Annotated in this window: 16 protein-coding genes and 1 pseudogene; 5 read left to right on the top strand and 12 right to left on the bottom strand. The window is 65.5% G+C overall.

Annotation, left to right across the window (positions count from 1 at the left end; genetic code table 11):
* Positions 1–2: 2 nt before the first annotated feature.
* Genes MYCSM_RS15610 through MYCSM_RS15600 form a run of 3 tightly spaced genes read right to left on the bottom strand, consistent with a single transcriptional unit; the run spans position 3 to position 3,014 of the window.
* Positions 3–485, bottom strand: coding sequence for a cation:proton antiporter regulatory subunit (locus tag MYCSM_RS15610; protein ID WP_015307127.1), 483 nt, complete (start codon positions 483–485; stop codon positions 3–5).
* Between the two features lie 30 nt (positions 486–515).
* A complete protein-coding gene (locus MYCSM_RS15605; RefSeq protein ID WP_015307126.1) occupies positions 516–1,439 on the bottom strand; it encodes a sterol desaturase family protein in 924 nt (307 codons plus the stop codon).
* A 36-nt stretch (positions 1,440–1,475) separates the two neighbouring features.
* Positions 1,476–3,014: a carboxylesterase/lipase family protein gene (locus tag MYCSM_RS15600; protein ID WP_015307125.1), complete on the bottom strand. Its 1,539-nt coding sequence runs from the start codon at positions 3,012–3,014 to the stop codon at positions 1,476–1,478.
* Between the two features lie 87 nt (positions 3,015–3,101).
* Between MYCSM_RS15600 and MYCSM_RS15595 the strand changes: the two genes are divergently transcribed.
* Together MYCSM_RS15595 and MYCSM_RS15590 are read left to right on the top strand one after the other, a co-directional pair.
* The gene (locus MYCSM_RS15595) at positions 3,102–3,440 is read left to right on the top strand and encodes a DMT family transporter (RefSeq protein ID WP_041312158.1); all 339 of its coding nucleotides are present in this window, start codon (positions 3,102–3,104) and stop codon (positions 3,438–3,440) included.
* The gene (locus MYCSM_RS15590) at positions 3,440–3,763 is read left to right on the top strand and encodes a DMT family transporter (RefSeq protein ID WP_015307123.1); all 324 of its coding nucleotides are present in this window, start codon (positions 3,440–3,442) and stop codon (positions 3,761–3,763) included. Before MYCSM_RS15595 ends, MYCSM_RS15590 begins: the two co-directional genes overlap by 1 nt.
* On the opposite strand, the gene MYCSM_RS15585 is transcribed toward MYCSM_RS15590, so the two are convergent.
* The 3 genes from MYCSM_RS15585 to MYCSM_RS15575 are packed head-to-tail and all read right to left on the bottom strand — an operon-like array spanning position 3,732 to position 6,434.
* Positions 3,732–4,904, bottom strand: a complete 1,173-nt coding sequence (locus MYCSM_RS15585) for an MFS transporter (RefSeq protein WP_015307122.1) — start codon at positions 4,902–4,904, stop codon at positions 3,732–3,734. The two genes, MYCSM_RS15590 and MYCSM_RS15585, sit on opposite strands and share 32 nt — an antisense overlap.
* A 10-nt stretch (positions 4,905–4,914) precedes the next feature.
* A complete protein-coding gene (locus MYCSM_RS15580) occupies positions 4,915–5,820 on the bottom strand; it encodes an SDR family NAD(P)-dependent oxidoreductase (protein ID WP_015307121.1) in 906 nt (301 codons plus the stop codon).
* Positions 5,817–6,434 carry a TetR/AcrR family transcriptional regulator gene (locus MYCSM_RS15575; RefSeq protein WP_015307120.1) on the bottom strand — a complete coding sequence of 206 codons (618 nt, stop codon included), beginning with the start codon at positions 6,432–6,434 and terminating at the stop codon, positions 5,817–5,819. Before MYCSM_RS15575 ends, MYCSM_RS15580 begins: the two co-directional genes overlap by 4 nt.
* A 99-nt stretch (positions 6,435–6,533) precedes the next feature.
* Between MYCSM_RS15575 and lysA the strand changes: the two genes are divergently transcribed.
* From lysA to MYCSM_RS15560, 3 genes are all read left to right on the top strand, one after another.
* Positions 6,534–7,829 carry a diaminopimelate decarboxylase gene (gene lysA / locus MYCSM_RS15570; RefSeq protein ID WP_015307119.1) on the top strand — a complete coding sequence of 432 codons (1,296 nt, stop codon included), beginning with the start codon at positions 6,534–6,536 and terminating at the stop codon, positions 7,827–7,829.
* A 20-nt stretch (positions 7,830–7,849) separates the two neighbouring features.
* Positions 7,850–9,985, top strand: coding sequence for a 4-alpha-glucanotransferase (malQ, locus tag MYCSM_RS15565; protein WP_015307118.1), 2,136 nt, complete (start codon positions 7,850–7,852; stop codon positions 9,983–9,985).
* Positions 9,986–10,064: 79 nt separating this feature from the next.
* Entirely contained in the window at positions 10,065–10,478 is a 414-nt protein-coding gene (locus tag MYCSM_RS15560; RefSeq protein ID WP_015307117.1) for a hypothetical protein, read from the top strand.
* Here MYCSM_RS15560 and MYCSM_RS15555 read toward each other — a convergent pair.
* From MYCSM_RS15555 to MYCSM_RS39060, 6 genes and pseudogenes are all read right to left on the bottom strand, one after another.
* Positions 10,442–10,909, bottom strand: coding sequence for an SRPBCC family protein (locus MYCSM_RS15555; protein ID WP_015307116.1), 468 nt, complete (start codon positions 10,907–10,909; stop codon positions 10,442–10,444). The two genes, MYCSM_RS15560 and MYCSM_RS15555, sit on opposite strands and share 37 nt — an antisense overlap.
* A 31-nt stretch (positions 10,910–10,940) precedes the next feature.
* Entirely contained in the window at positions 10,941–11,774 is an 834-nt protein-coding gene (locus tag MYCSM_RS15550) for a lysophospholipid acyltransferase family protein (RefSeq protein ID WP_015307115.1), read from the bottom strand.
* An 87-nt stretch (positions 11,775–11,861) separates the two neighbouring features.
* Positions 11,862–12,077 (bottom strand): hypothetical protein, encoded by a 216-nt coding sequence (locus tag MYCSM_RS15545; RefSeq protein ID WP_157681336.1) that lies wholly within the window; start codon positions 12,075–12,077, stop codon positions 11,862–11,864.
* Between the two features lie 259 nt (positions 12,078–12,336).
* Complete coding sequence (locus MYCSM_RS15540) at positions 12,337–12,843, bottom strand: monooxygenase family protein (RefSeq protein ID WP_015307113.1); 507 nt, start codon at positions 12,841–12,843, stop codon at positions 12,337–12,339.
* 8 nt (positions 12,844–12,851) lie between these two features.
* Positions 12,852–13,526, bottom strand: coding sequence for an acyl-CoA thioesterase (locus MYCSM_RS35990; RefSeq protein ID WP_051073756.1), 675 nt, complete (start codon positions 13,524–13,526; stop codon positions 12,852–12,854).
* A 99-nt stretch (positions 13,527–13,625) separates the two neighbouring features.
* Positions 13,626–13,925, bottom strand: a pseudogene (locus MYCSM_RS39060) (hotdog domain-containing protein); the annotation flags it as partial.
* Positions 13,926–14,212 lie beyond the last annotated feature (287 nt).

Here is a 14,212-nt window from a genome sequence, read left to right as displayed (position 1 = left end):
GGTCAGCCCGCGACGATGATTGCTTCGACGGCGCTGATGCCGTCTTCTGTGCCGATGACGACCAATACGTCGTTGGCCCGCAACATTTCTGCCGGACCCGGTGAGGCGAGGACTTCGTCGTCGCGGACGATCGCGACGATAGAGGCGCCGGTTCGGGTGCGCGTCCTGGTGTCGCCGAGAGGGCGGTCGACGAACGGGCTGCCGGGCCGGACGGTGACCTGGCCCGCGTTGAGGCCAGGCACTTCGCGGGTCAGGTCGGCGAAGCGTTCGGCGATCCGCGGTGCGCCGAGGATCTGGGCGAGCGCCTCGGCCTCTTCGTCGGAGAGCCGGAACACCTCCTGGGCCTGGTCCGGATCGTGCCTGGGATAGACAACGACTTCAAAGTCACCGGTGCGCCTGGCGACAACGCCGATGCGGTCGCCGTCGCGATTCTCGAACTCGAATCGCAGACCGACGCCGGGCAGCAGAACCTCTTTGACATCCATGGGGTTCATACTTCCCGGCCGCGCATCGACTTATGTGCGAACTTCTGCCGATTCGGTGGCGACTCGGCGTGCGGCGGGCTCCCATCCCGGCGGGCCGAAGATATAGCCCAGTCGGTCGCGCCAGCGCGTCGCGTGGCGCACATCGCGGGCAATCGCCACGTATTCGAACGTCTCCAGCTTCCAGATGTTGAAGGTGCCCACCTGTTTGGTCAGGCCGTAGTGCGGCCGGGTGGTCTCCGCCTGAAACGACCCGAACGCCCTGTCGAAGAGTATGAAGATCCCGCCGTAGTTGCGGTCCAAATACTGCTTGTCCATGCCGTGGTGCACGCGGTGGTGTGATGGCGTGTTGAAGACGAATTCGATTGGCCGCCAGAGCTTGTCGATGCGCTCGGTGTGAATCCAGAATTGGTAGACCAGATTGATCGAGAAGGACAGGAACACCAGCCACGGCGGAACGCCGAACAGCGGCAACAACGCCCGCAGAAACACATCGCCGCTGATGTTCCACTTCTGCCGCAACGCCGTGGCGAAATTGAAGTACTGACTTGAGTGATGGGCCTGATGGGTGGCCCAGAAGATGCGCACCCGATGGGCCATCCGGTGATACCAGTAATAGAGGAAGTCGACACCGACGATCGCGATCACCCACGTGTACCACTGGCCCGCGGGCAGATGCCACGGTGCGACGTAGGCATAGAGCGCCGCATATCCCAGCAGGGCGACAAAGTTCAGCACGCCGCTGGTTCCGACGGATACCAGCCCCATCCAGATGCTGGCCCACGCGTCGGCTCGGTGATACGCACCCGACGGTGGCCGCTCGGCCTCGATGTGGGCGAGCTTGCGGGCCGCGGTCCACTCGATGATCAGAAACAGGATGAAAAACGGGACCGCATACATCACGGGGTCGTGCATCAACGGCGGCAGCACATCCGAAAATGTCTTTGCCAAGTCCACGGCGGTACCTCCGCCATGAGTTTAGCTGGCGCGCCGCTAGCGGAAGCTCAGCACCTCAGTGCCCCATGCCGACCGGATGTGCAAGTCGACGTCGTTGACGACGGAGTCGTGCCGGTCGATCACCAGGCAGGCTCGATCAGCATCCTGATACGGCAGCCACTCCGGCTCACCGTCGAGCCCGAGCGGCTTGCCCTGTGTCGTGAAGTTGCGCCAGCGGGCCTGGATGCGCTGCGAAACCAGCTTGCCTGTCTTCATGCCGCCGAGCCTGAACGTGGGGTCCTTGGGGCCGGCGACGAGGTTGCCCCAGACGAAGGGCAGCTCGGTGGCATGCGCACCAGACAGTCGCAGTAGCCGCAACATCGGTGTGGCCCAATCGAATCGGTACAGATAGACCGGCGCGACAGTGCAGTGCCCCTCGGCCAGCCACACCGTTGGCATCCGGAATCCGACGTCGCGCGCAACGCCCATCCCGCGGGCCTTACCCTTCAGGCCTGGGTACGCCGTGTTGATCTGGTCGTCGCTCGGCAACACCAGATGTGGTTGCTCGGCGGCGATCTGGGTGAACATCGCGTTGATCGCCTCGGGAGTGATGGGCATCAGCGGTGACTTCATCCACCGGAACAGCGCCGCCTCGTGCTTGTTCGTGCCGATGATCAGCGGAACGGGATGCGACCGCCCCTCGCGCGCCAACTTGACCGGATGATCGGGCACCAGATCACCGTCGACGATCGGGGCGAAAGCCAGTGTGCCGGGACACTGCACCGGCACATCGTTGAATAACGAGCGCGACGCCTTAACGAGAACCTCAACGGGCGCATCGGTCAATCGGTCGATGTCGTTGTCCCCCAAGCCAAGTGCGGCCAAATACTGGCGGGCCACGCTGCGGGCGCGGATCGGGTCGTAGATCGAGGTGGCCGGTGAGCTCTGCGCGATCGCGCCTGCGAACAGTCCCTCGGCGGCGGGGCTCGTCAGCAGGGTGGTGATGATGCCTGCGCCCGCAGACTCGCCGAACACCGTGACGCGGTCGGGGTCGCCACCGAAGGCGGCGATGTTGTCGCGGACCCAATGTAGGGCGTGGAGCACGTCGCGCAGTCCGAGGTTGCTGTCGAACCGGCGTCGTGGCGTGGAAAACGACGACAGATCGAGGAATCCGAACGCGCCGAGGCGGTAGTTCACGGTGACGACGACCACATCGCCTGCCGCCGCCAGCACGCGGCCGTTATACAGCGGCTGATTGGCCGACCCCAGAACGTAGGCGCCGCCGTGGATCCACACCATCACCGGCCTGCGGGCGCCGTCCGTAATATCCGACGACGCCCAGATGTTCAGCGTGAGGCAGTCGTCGCCCTGCGGCGCGCCGAGGTCGATCGGAATCCGCGGATCGACGGGCTGCGGGCACACCGGTCCCAGGGCGCTTCCGTCTGCGACTTCGGTCCACGGTTCGGGCGGCTGTGGTGCGCGCCACCGAAGTTCGCCGGTCGGCGGGGCGGCGTAGCGCACCCCTAACCACGACGTCACGGCATCGTCGTCGACGCCGCGGACGGGTCCGTAAGCGGTATCCACAACGGTGCTCATATTTCGAGGTTACCCATGGCTAGTACAGCTAACCGGGAGATTCGCGTCACGTGTCGCGGGTAACCAATCCTCGGTTACGTTCGTTGCGTGCGGAAGTGGGTGCTGTTGATCGCGGCGATCGCGGTCGAGGTCGCGGCAACACTGTCTTTGCGGGCGTCGCAAGATCATTCGGCGTGGTTGGTGGTGGTGGCGGCCGGATACCTCGGGTCGTTCATCTTGCTGACGATGGTGCTGCGGACAGGCATGCCAGTCGGGGTGGCCTACGGCATCTGGGGCGCCTGCGGCACGGCGGCCACGGCGGTGCTGGCCGCCGTGATCTTCGGAGATCCGTTCACCTGGCCGATCGTGGTGGGCATCGGGCTAATCATCGCCGGTGTGCTGCTAGTGGAGTTCGGCTCGCAGCGAGCCGCCGCGGACGAATCGTGATGTGGCTGGCGCTTGGCGCCGCGATCATCGTCGAAGTCTTTGCCACGCTGTCGCTTCGCGCCTCCGACGGGTTCCGCAAGAAGGCGTGGATCGCCCCCGTCGTCGCGGGGTATCTCGCCTGCTTCTATCTGCTCTGGCTGTCCCTGTCGCTGGGCATGGCGGTTGGCATCGCCTACGGCGTATGGACGGCCTGCGGCGTCGCCCTGGTCGCCGTCATCGCCCGCTACCTGTTCGACGAACCCCTTACTCCGGTGATGATGCTAGGCATCGGGTTCATCATCGCCGGCGTACTCACGATCGAGATGGCTGCCGCCGTGCACTGAGCGCACCGGCCAGTGCCATCACCGTGAGCCCCGCGATTGGAACGCTCAGTAGACCGACGCGCAGGCTCGTCGCATCGGCAACGACACCGACAAGCAATGGCGCACCGAAGAAGCCGACCCGCATCAGCCACGTCACCACCGTCAACCCGGTGCCTGGGCGGATGCCTGGCAGCTGATCGGCGCCGTGCATGGCGGCAGGTATCAACGTCGCGACACCGAGGCCCGCTGCGGCGAAGCCGGCAATGGTGCCGGGCACACTGGGAAATGCCAGCGCGGCACCCATCCCCGCGGCCGACACGAAACCGCCCGCTCGCACTACCGCCCGCTCGCCGAAGCGATCGACCATCCGGTCGCCAATCGTTCTGCCGATGAACATGAAGCCCACCAACGCGATGTAGCCGAACACCGCGACCGCCCCCGGCGCATCGAGCGTGTCACGCAAATACAGTGTGGCCCAGGAACTTCCAGCATCCTCGACGGTGGCTCCCGCGATCGCTATCACCACCAGGGCAACAAGCGTCGCGTATACCGCGAGGCCCGCGCCTTCCCCGCCCGCTGAGCGCGCCGTCGGATGGTCGTCGTGGTCGGGGCCGCGGAGTAGATATGGATAGGCGACCAAGACAACCGCGCTGAAGACGACACCAGCGATCAACAGGTGCGTGGTCCTCGGCATGTGTATGGCGATCGCGCCTGCACCCATCAGACCGCCGAGGATCGCGCCGACCGCCCAGACCGCGTGGAAGGAGTTGATGATCGAGCGGCCGTAGTTGCGTTGCACGCGAAGGCCGTGCGCGTTCTGGGCGACGTCGGTGATCGCGTCCGAGGCGCCTGCGATGAACAGCGCGGCGGCCAGCATGGGGGGTGTAGTGGCTAGGCCCGCAACGACGACGAACGTTGCGATGCCGATGGTGCCGACCACCGCGACCCGAGATGAGTGGAACCGGCGGATCAGGGCCGCTGCCGCCAGCCCAGCGACCAGAGCGCCCCCAGAGAACGCCGCGATCGCCACGCCGTAGACCGCGTTCGACAGATGCAGGTCGGTCTTGATCTCGGGATAGCGCGGCAACAGGTTGGCGAAGAGCGCCCCGTTGGTCAGGAAAAGCGCCGCGACCGCGACCCGGGCCCGCCGGTCCTGCGCCACCCCGTCGACATTACTTGCACGCGTGGTTCAGCAGCGCCTCGCTGGTGTCCCATAGGTCGCGCGCCTTGTCGCGGTCGTAGGAGTCCGCCGACGACTTGATGGGCCGCTTGCCCTCGAAGTACTGGCCGCTGACCCCGTCAAAGCGCGCGTCGTTGACGAGCGAGGCGAGATGCCGTCCGGAGGCGCGAGTGCTGTTCACGTGCGGCAACACACGCAGCGCGGGGAACAGGTAACGCCACGCGAGGCGCCCCAGCGGCGAATAGTCGCGGGCCAGGCCGGAGCCCGGCATCAGGCCGGGGTCAAACGCGTTGACGGTCACCCCATCACGCCCGCAGCCGAGCCTACGGTCCAGTTCGTAGGTGAACAGCAGGTTGCACAGCTTCGAGGTGGTGTAGCGGCGGCGGCCGTCGGGGTCCGCCGACTTATCCGGACGTGCGAGGTCCTCGGCGGAACTATAGCGGGGATCGGGCATGCCGGTGAGCTTTGTCGGATCGTGAGTTCCGCTGCTGACGACCACGATTCGCGCCGGGGGCGTCAGTGTGTCGAGAAGGCCGTGCACCAACGCGAAATGGCCAAGGTGGTTGACGCCGAACGTCATCTCGACGCCGTCCTCGGTCCACTCGGTGCCCGACACCACCTGGAGGCCCGCGTTGCAGGCGATGGCCTGCAGTGGCGGAAGTGCCTCGGCCGCAACGTCATCGGTGAACGCACGCACCGACGTCAACGATGCGAGGTCCATCGGCATCACTGTGCAGCGCTCCGGCTCGCCTAATACCTCGACGGCCGCCGTGCCACGAACTATGTCTCGGACCGGCAGCACGATGTGCCAGGACGGGTCACTGCCCAGCAGTGCGCGCGCGCATTCCAGACCGAGGCCCGACGTGGCGCCGGTGATGATCGCTGTCCGCGTATTCACTTTTCCTCCAACAGAATTGGGATCAGAGCCGACACGGCCTGGACCAGCCGGCGGTACATCTTTGCGACATCGGTGCCGTCGGGTTCCAGATGTTCGGCGAAGTAGACGCCGTCCGACAGTGCCACGGCCACGGCGGTCAGCTCGGTGACCACGCGGTCGGCCTTCGCGTGCGGCACGCCCGCGGGCAGCAGCTGGGTGATCGCATCGCGGAACTGGCCGATGGCGGTGTCGCGTACGCGGCGGATCACATCGGCCACCGCCGGATCGTTGCCGCGCTCGAGCGACAACATGTAGAACAGCCGAAGAAAATCGGGATGCTGCGCTTGCAGCCTCGACACCACGGCCAGCTGCGCCTCGACGTCTTCTGCCGTTGGGATTGCCGCGAAGAACCGGTCGGCACCGCGCTGCATCACCGCTGCGAGCACGCCTTCCTTCGACCCGAAGTGCCAGTAGATCGAGCTCGGGGGCAGGCCACAGGCCCTCCGGATGTCGCTGATCGAGGTCGCGGCGTAGCCGCGCGTTGACATCAGTCGCTCGGTGGCGTCGAGGATGACCTCGCGGGACTGCTCGCCCTGCTGCTGTTTCTTCGTCAGGTGTGTCTCTGTAGGGATCATTACAGACAGACGGTAGCAGGTGGCCCAATATGAAGCCAGTGCGGATTTCGCGGACTTTTCTCGCAGTCAGTTCACGTTCGACGAAGCGATGGCAGGCTCATGGCTGTGTCTTTCAAGCCGACCGTCCACACCGACGTGTCCACCGACGAGTTGCTCGGCCTCTTCGCGCCGGGCAGCGCCCTCGACGGCGACGGCACGCTGACCGTTGGGGGGTGTCGCCTCGACGCGGTGGCCGAACAGTTCGGCACGCCGGCCATCGTCGTCTCCGAAGACGCCCTTCGGCAACGGGCCCGCGACTATCTCGCCGCGTTCCGCGACCGATGGCCGCGCTGCGACGTGGCGTTTGCGTCAAAGTCGTTCCCGTGCACCGCTGTTCAACGGGTAATGGTCGAAGAGGGATTACATCTCGATGTCGCGGGCGGAGGCGAAATCCTCACCGCACTGAAGGCAGGCGCCGACGCCGGCAAGCTCGTCCTGCACGGCAACGCCAAAAGCGACGAAGAACTCGAGCTGGCCGTCAAACACGGTGTCGGCCTGGTCGTGGTAGACAACTTCGACGACATCGACAGGCTCGAGCGCATCGTGCCCGTTGGGCATCAGCAACCGTGCCTGGTGCGGGTCATCCCCGGTGTCGAGGCCGCTACCCATGCCTCTCAGGCGACGGGCCACGCCGGTTCGAAGTTCGGCCTGATGCCCGACGACGCCCGCGACGCGATCGGCCGGATCGAGCGCAGTGCCAAGATGCGTCTCGACGGCGTGCACACCCACGTCGGGTCGCAGCTGCTCAACGTCGAACAGCTCGCCCAGGCCGTCGAACCCATCGCGAAGCTCGGCACTTTCGACGTCTACGACCTCGGCGGCGGCCTCGGCGTCCGCTACACCTACGACGAAACCCCGCCCAGCCTCGACGACTACGCCGACGCGATGGTCACCCAGGCGAAGGCGCTGTTGCCCGCCGGGGCACGCATCATCGTCGAGCCTGGCCGCAGCATGGTCGCCAACAGCGCGTGCACGGTCTACCGGATCACCACGGTCAAGCGCGGTGTGGTGACGCATGTGGCCGTCGACGGCGGCATGGGCGACAACCTGGAGGTGTCGCTGACCGGGCAGCGGTTTGAGGCCGCAATCGTCAACCGGGTCGGCGGCGGTGAAATGGTCAGCGTCGTCGGCAGGCACTGCGAATCCGGCGATCAGCTCGTCGACGGCGTCCCACTGCAACACCCGGCGATCGGCGACCTGCTCGCCATCCCTGTCACGGGGGCCTACTGCTACACAATGTCCAACCAGTACAACGGCGCGCGCCGAGTCCCGGTTGTATTCGCCCGCAACGGGTATGCCCGGCTTGTGGTGCGACGGGATACCTGGGACGACTTGTTGATGCGCGATGTCGATTAGAAGCGGGCAGGATGGGCGGAATGTCTGAGCTGCCTGCCTCGCTCGTCGAGTTGGCGCGCCGCTACGGCGTGGCAACCGAATACGAGAACTGGACCGGCAGGCAAACCGTCGTTGCCGACTCCACGCTGATCGCGGTGCTCGACGCACTCGGCGTGCCTGCCGCGACCGAGGACGAGCGCACCGCTGCGTTGCGGGCGCACGACCGCGACTACTGGGAACGCGCGCTGCCGCCGGCCATCATCGGTCGCTCGGGGGTGGCGTTGTCGTTCTGGGTCCATGTCACGCACGGCGACTCCGTCGGTCTGTGGCTGCGACTGGAAGACGGCAGCGTGCGGACCGGCCTTCGACAGCTCGAAAACAACAGGGCGCCTTATGATCTCGGTGATCGGCTGGTTGGCGAGGCCACCTTCGAGCTGCCTGCCGACCTGCCGCTCGGCTATCACCAACTGCATCTGCAGATCGGTGGCGCCGATACCAGCACGCTGGTCATCGTCTCCCCCGCGTCTCTCGAACTGCCTGCCAGGCTTGGCCCGAGCCGGGCGTGGGGACTGGCCACGCAGCTGTACAGCGTGCGCTCGCAAAGGTCTTGGGGCGTAGGCGATTTGACCGATCTGACCGACCTCGCGGTGTGGTCGGCATCGCAGCACGGCGCGGCTTTCGTTCTCGTCAACCCGCTACACGCGGCGGCTCCTACCCCGCCGATGGAGCCGTCGCCCTATCTGCCGACATCGCGGCGGTTCATCAACCCCTTGTATCTGCGTGTCGAGGCCATCGACGAATTCGCATACGTCCGCCAGCGCGGCACTGTCCGCAAGTTGCGCCTCGACGTGCAGGCGCTCGCCAAGAAGGCCAAACTGATCGATCGGGACGCCGCATGGAAAGCCAAACGCGCCGCGCTGGAAAGCGTGTACAAAGTCGAACGCTCGGCCGGGCGCGAACTGGCCTACGCCGCCTATCGTCAGCGCGAAGGCCGCAGCCTCGACGACTTCGCCACCTGGTGTGCGCTCGCCGAGCAGTACGGCAACGACTGGCACCAGTGGCCGGAAGAACTCCAGCACCCTTCGAGCCCTTCGGTCGCGGAGTTCGTCGCCAAACACGCCAAGGCCGTCGACTTCCATCGCTGGCTGCAATGGGAGCTCGATGACCAGCTCACCGCAGCGCAGGCCACCGCCGTCCAGGCCGGAATGGAACTCGGCATCATGCACGACCTCGCGGTCGGCGTGGATCCCAACGGCGCTGACGCATGGGCGTTGCAGGACGTGCTGGCGCTCGGCGTCACCGCAGGTGCGCCGCCCGATGCGTTCAACCAGCTCGGTCAGGACTGGTCGCAGCCGCCCTGGCGGCCCGACCAATTGGTAGACCACGCCTACGAGCCGTTTCGAGCATTGGTCAACGCCGTACTGCGGCACGCGGGTGGCGTTCGGATCGACCACATCATCGGCCTGTTCCGGCTGTGGTGGATTCCCAAGGGCGCCCCGCCGACCGAGGGCACCTATGTGCGCTACGACCACGAGGCGATGATCGGTGTCGTGGCGCTCGAGGCGCACCGGGCCGGCGCTGTGGTGGTCGGCGAAGATCTCGGCACGGTCGAGCCCTGGGTGCGCGATTACCTGCGCGAACGCGGGTTGTTCGGCACCTCCATTCTGTGGTTCGAGGCCGACCGCGACGGTGCAGGCGGACCGCTGGCCGCCGAGAAGTGGCGCGAGTACTGCCTGTCGGCGGTGACGACGCACGACTTGCCGCCGACGGCAGGCTACCTGGCTGGCGAACATGTGCGGCTGCGAGAGGAGCTCGGCCTGTTGACCCGGCCTGCTGCCGAGGAACTCGCCGCCGACCAGGCCCAACAGGGAGCGTGGCTGGGCGAGCTGCGCCGGGTGGGCCTACTCGGTGCGGATCCGAGCGTCGACGAGATCGTCCTCGCCCTACACCGATATCTCGGGCGCACCCCCTCCAAGTTGTTGGCGTTGTCGCTCGCCGACGCGGTCGGCGATTTGCGCACCCAGAATCAACCGGGCACCACCGATGAATATCCAAATTGGCGGGTGCCGCTGCGGGGCCCCAACGGGCGAAAACTCCAGCTCGAGGACGTTTTCACCGACTCTCGGGCGGCGGAGCTGGCCGAGGCGATGAAACAGATCGTGCATCCCCCGGTGTAACGCTGAGCGACCCGTCACCGGTTTCACAATTGTCACGGCTGCGATATGTTCGCACCGCACCGACTTAGGGAGAGATCACGTGAAGAAGCTCGTTGCGCTCAGCGGTGGCCTCGTCGCCGCAGGCTCGGTTGCTCTGATCGGCGCTGGTGTCGCTCTCTCGCAGCCCGCACCGGACCCGAGCTCGATGAACGTGGTCGGCGAGCCGTACCAGAAGGCGTTGATGATCCTGAAAAGCCAGGGCGTGAAGGCGTATTTCGGCGGTTCGTTCGGCAGCGTGCTCCCGCAGGCGCAGTGCCTGGTGAATGAGCAGAAGATCACCGCGGGCCACCGGATGCTGTTGATGCTCGACTGCAGCCAGAAGGCGGCCGACGAGCTGGCGGCCATGGGTCCGTCCGGTGGGCCGACCGTCGGCTCCAACGGCGTCACCACGGTGACCCCGACGCCCGTCGTGCCGATTCAGGGCGCCCCCGGCGCGGGCACTCCTCCGGGCTGAGGTTCAACAAGCCTTTTCAGATTCTTCAGCGTCTGGGTCATGTTGCGCCCGACCTGACGTGCCGCCACGCGATCGGCGATGATCCCGAGCAGGTTGCCCGCAGATTCGTAAGCCAGCCGGAAGACGACCTTAGTGCGACCGTCGCCCGTGTCGCGGATCCGGAACCGGCCGCGCAGCGAGACGCCTGAGACTCCGATCCACGCCAGGTCGTGGGCCGGGTCGAACTCCGAAACCTCGACCAGCCCACCGATCGGCACCGAGCCGATCTTCCAGTGCACGGTGTACCGCCCGCCCTTGCCGGCCGGACCGTCGGTGACGCGCTCCCAGCGCTCGAGGCTGGCCATGAACTCCGGATAGCAGTCCGGGTCGCTGACCACCTTCCACACGGTGTCGGGGTCGGCGTCGATGACGCAGTGCCGTTGGACCCTCATCAAGCACCTCGCTTCTTCGCGCAAGCGCTCATCAGCCGATCACCGGGAATCGACGTTCATCAGCGAGCCGGTCGACGCCGGCCTGAAGACTCTCAAGGACCTGCTTGTGCACGACCTCGTCGTCGCCATCGACCTCAATCGGGTCCTGCACCTCGATGGCGATCTTCGTCGGCAGCGGTAACCGCGGCACCATGTCACTGACGACAAGACCCCACGGTGGAGCCAACAGAATGGGGACGCTCTTCAGGCGCGCCAGTTTGTCGACCATCAGCAGCTTGGCGAGCCACTGCCCGCGGTCGAGGAAGAGGGCCGCTTCCTGGCCGCCGATGGAGGCGACGGGCACTATCGGCACACCGGCCTCTCGCGCGAGTTTCACGTAACCCTTACGACCACCGAAGTCGACCTCGTGGCGTTTCCACGATGGCCGGAACACCTCGTAGTCGCCGCCCGGGTACACCAGCAATGCAGCGCCGGATTCCAGTGCCAGCATGGCGTTGTCATGATTGGCGGCGACGGTGCCGAACTTGCGCAGCGAGCCCAGTCCTGGCATCGATACGACCAGATTGTGCGCGAGTTGGTAGAACGGACGCTCAACACCGAAGTACGAGCAGAACGCCAGCGTGAAGACGAACGTGTCGGGCGGAAGGTTGCCGCCGCTGTGATTGCCGACCAGCAACACCGGTCCCTCGCGCGGGATCCGGTCAAGGCCGCGGACCTCGGCGCGGAAATACAGCGACGCCAGCAGCCAGAGGCCGGGTAGCTGCTCGCGGATGTAGTCCGCGTCCCGCTGGTCCAGATCAGCCTTCGGCACCCGCGACGAAACCTGGCGCTTTGTCCATTCGAGTACATCGCCCATCCCCACCATGACGCAGACGTATACCCAGCCGGGTGCGTGCTCAGTCGCGATAATTCGCTTCGGCACTACCTGCTACCCGCGTTCCCACATACTTCCCTAGACTCCCGACGCACGCTGCGGCCACATCGCACCGATGAGGAAATCGACCCTGGTCCCGTCCAGATCCAGGCGCGCGACGTTGCCCCCACCGCCGGAGCCAGTGCCGCCACCGACCGTCGTCATCGGCGCCAACTGCACTCCCGCAGGCAGCACGGCAACGACTGCCGATGGCACCACCGCGTACTGCTCCATCCTGCAGCCAAGCGGAACCACCGGTGGTCATTGCAACAAGGCGACATCCCCAGTCCCACGGTGACAACCCAGGCGAGCGAGACACCACTGCCGACCGAGGACGAGTCTGCGATACGCACGTGCATGCAGCAGACCGGGAAGACACGGATTCAATGCTGGGAAGAAATCCGACGCAGCAATGGTCGTCCGGTCCCGTGAAGTTCGCCGTCATAGCGCCCGCCGCGGCCCGTGTGAGCCCTACACCCTCCCGAGGCGTGCCCGCTCCACACACTCAAAAGGGTTAGCCCGGGTAGTTCTGGCACTCGGTAATAACGGTTTCGACCGTAGATTGCTTGCCATGACCAGCTCTCGAGCGCGTCGAGGACTTTTTACCGCCTGCCGCGATCACGGGTGCAAAGCGGGCGATGCCGGTCGGACGGTCCATGTCGTCGTAGATCGCATCAATGCCACCCCGGGCAAAATAGGCTTCGTGCCAGAAGCCGGTTCCGCCAGAGTCTTTGATGAACTGCTGCCACCAGAGCCTGTGTGGCTCCGAGCGGGTCCACCGTTCCAGGCTGTCTAGGTCGCGCCAGTATTGGCGCATCCCGAGGTGGGGCGGGACCAGCGACCAGATCAGATCGTCGTGTAATAGTAGGCCGTCGGGTTGCTGTTTCCAGGACTTCTGGATCTCTGGTCCGAGCCCGAGCATGCGGACCAGCCCACGCAGACTCCGAGCGCGCATCCCCAGGTAAACCACAACAAGGTCCGGAAACCCGCTTAGGTCAACTGTCTGCCGTTCTACGGTCATTGGTCCTCCTAACCAATCTTGTCCGTGCAATCGCCAGAGCCGGCCGATTCTGCGTCGGTGGCGAAAATGGCTGCGGTTGTGAAGGGTTCGATGTACTGCCGTAGTTCGATTAGGAAGAGGGCGTGCTGATCGAGTCGGGTGTCTTGGTCGGAGGCGGGTTCCCACTTCTGGACGAGCCGCGCTCCACCGTGATCGCCGACGGCAACAACAACGACCACTCCATGTGCCACAACGCAGGATCGGCCGCCGACCGTGTCGGCGTTGGTGACATGGATGCTGGCGTGGACGCTACGCGGCCCGGTGTGAATGATTCGTGCGCCGGCTTCGATGGCGTCGCCGACGAAAACGGGTTGGTGGAACCGGATCCCGGCGATGTAGGACGTGATGACTTCGCTGCCGGTCCAACCGACTCCGCACGCGTAGGCCGCTTCGTCGATCCAGCGCATGACTCGGCCGCCGCGGACGTTGCCGTCGCTGTCGACGTCGGCAGCAGCAGCGCGGAAGCGCAGCGTGGTGCGGGGGGCGGTGCTCCCGTCGGTATAGCTCATGGCATCCATGGCGCCTTCGATGCGTCGGCGCATCCGTACCCGCGCGCGCGCCTGCCGGTGTCGTTGGAGGTCAAGCATCGTGACCGGCGTCCACCGAGGGACTTCGACGGGGTTACCGCCGGTATCGACGGCCACGAAAACGATTGAGCACTGCGCAGTTTGACCTGCTTTGGCGAGGCTGGGGTCACCGGAGCAGATGGTAACGAGGATGTGCATGCTGCTTCGCCCCGTATAGACGAGGTCGGCATGCAGTTCGACGAGTTCGCCGAGGCCGATGGGCCGTTCGAGGTGCAGGTTGCCCACGGACGCGGCAACGCAGTGACCGGCACACCACTGCGCGGCGGTGGCGTAGGCGGCGGTGTCGATCCACTCCAGCAGCGTGCCGCCATCGACGAAGCCGACGTCGCCGACGTCAACGGATTCGACGTGAAAGCGATGGATTATCTTGTGGCAGAAAGCTTTCTGCTGACAGTGCTGCGCGGTTAGCTCTGTCAAGTCGATCCATCGGTCGTGTCCTGCATGTGTCGCCTGCATCTTGATGACCCCCTCTTACCGTGGTTGAAGCCATGATGCATGGGCGCCACGGCGCACGGAATAGAAGCGGTTCGAATCCTGACGTTTCCTTGCATGATTCACAGATATCGTGAGCCGATTCCGGGGTGTCGCCGGTCGGCTAGACGCGAATCTGAGGATTGCGCGAGGAAGCACAGCGATGACGGCGGGTAGAGACCTTGTCGAGATGCCTGGTGGATAAAGCGATTCGGCCCCTCGGCGACCGGCTGCACCGCTGAGCCGACCTGACCGGTCGGAGTCGCGGTCGT

This window comes from Mycobacterium sp. JS623, from assembly GCF_000328565.1.
In the GTDB taxonomy this organism is placed as follows: Bacteria; Actinomycetota; Actinomycetes; order Mycobacteriales; family Mycobacteriaceae; genus Mycobacterium.
This window is presented reverse-complemented; position numbering and strand designations above follow the sequence as displayed.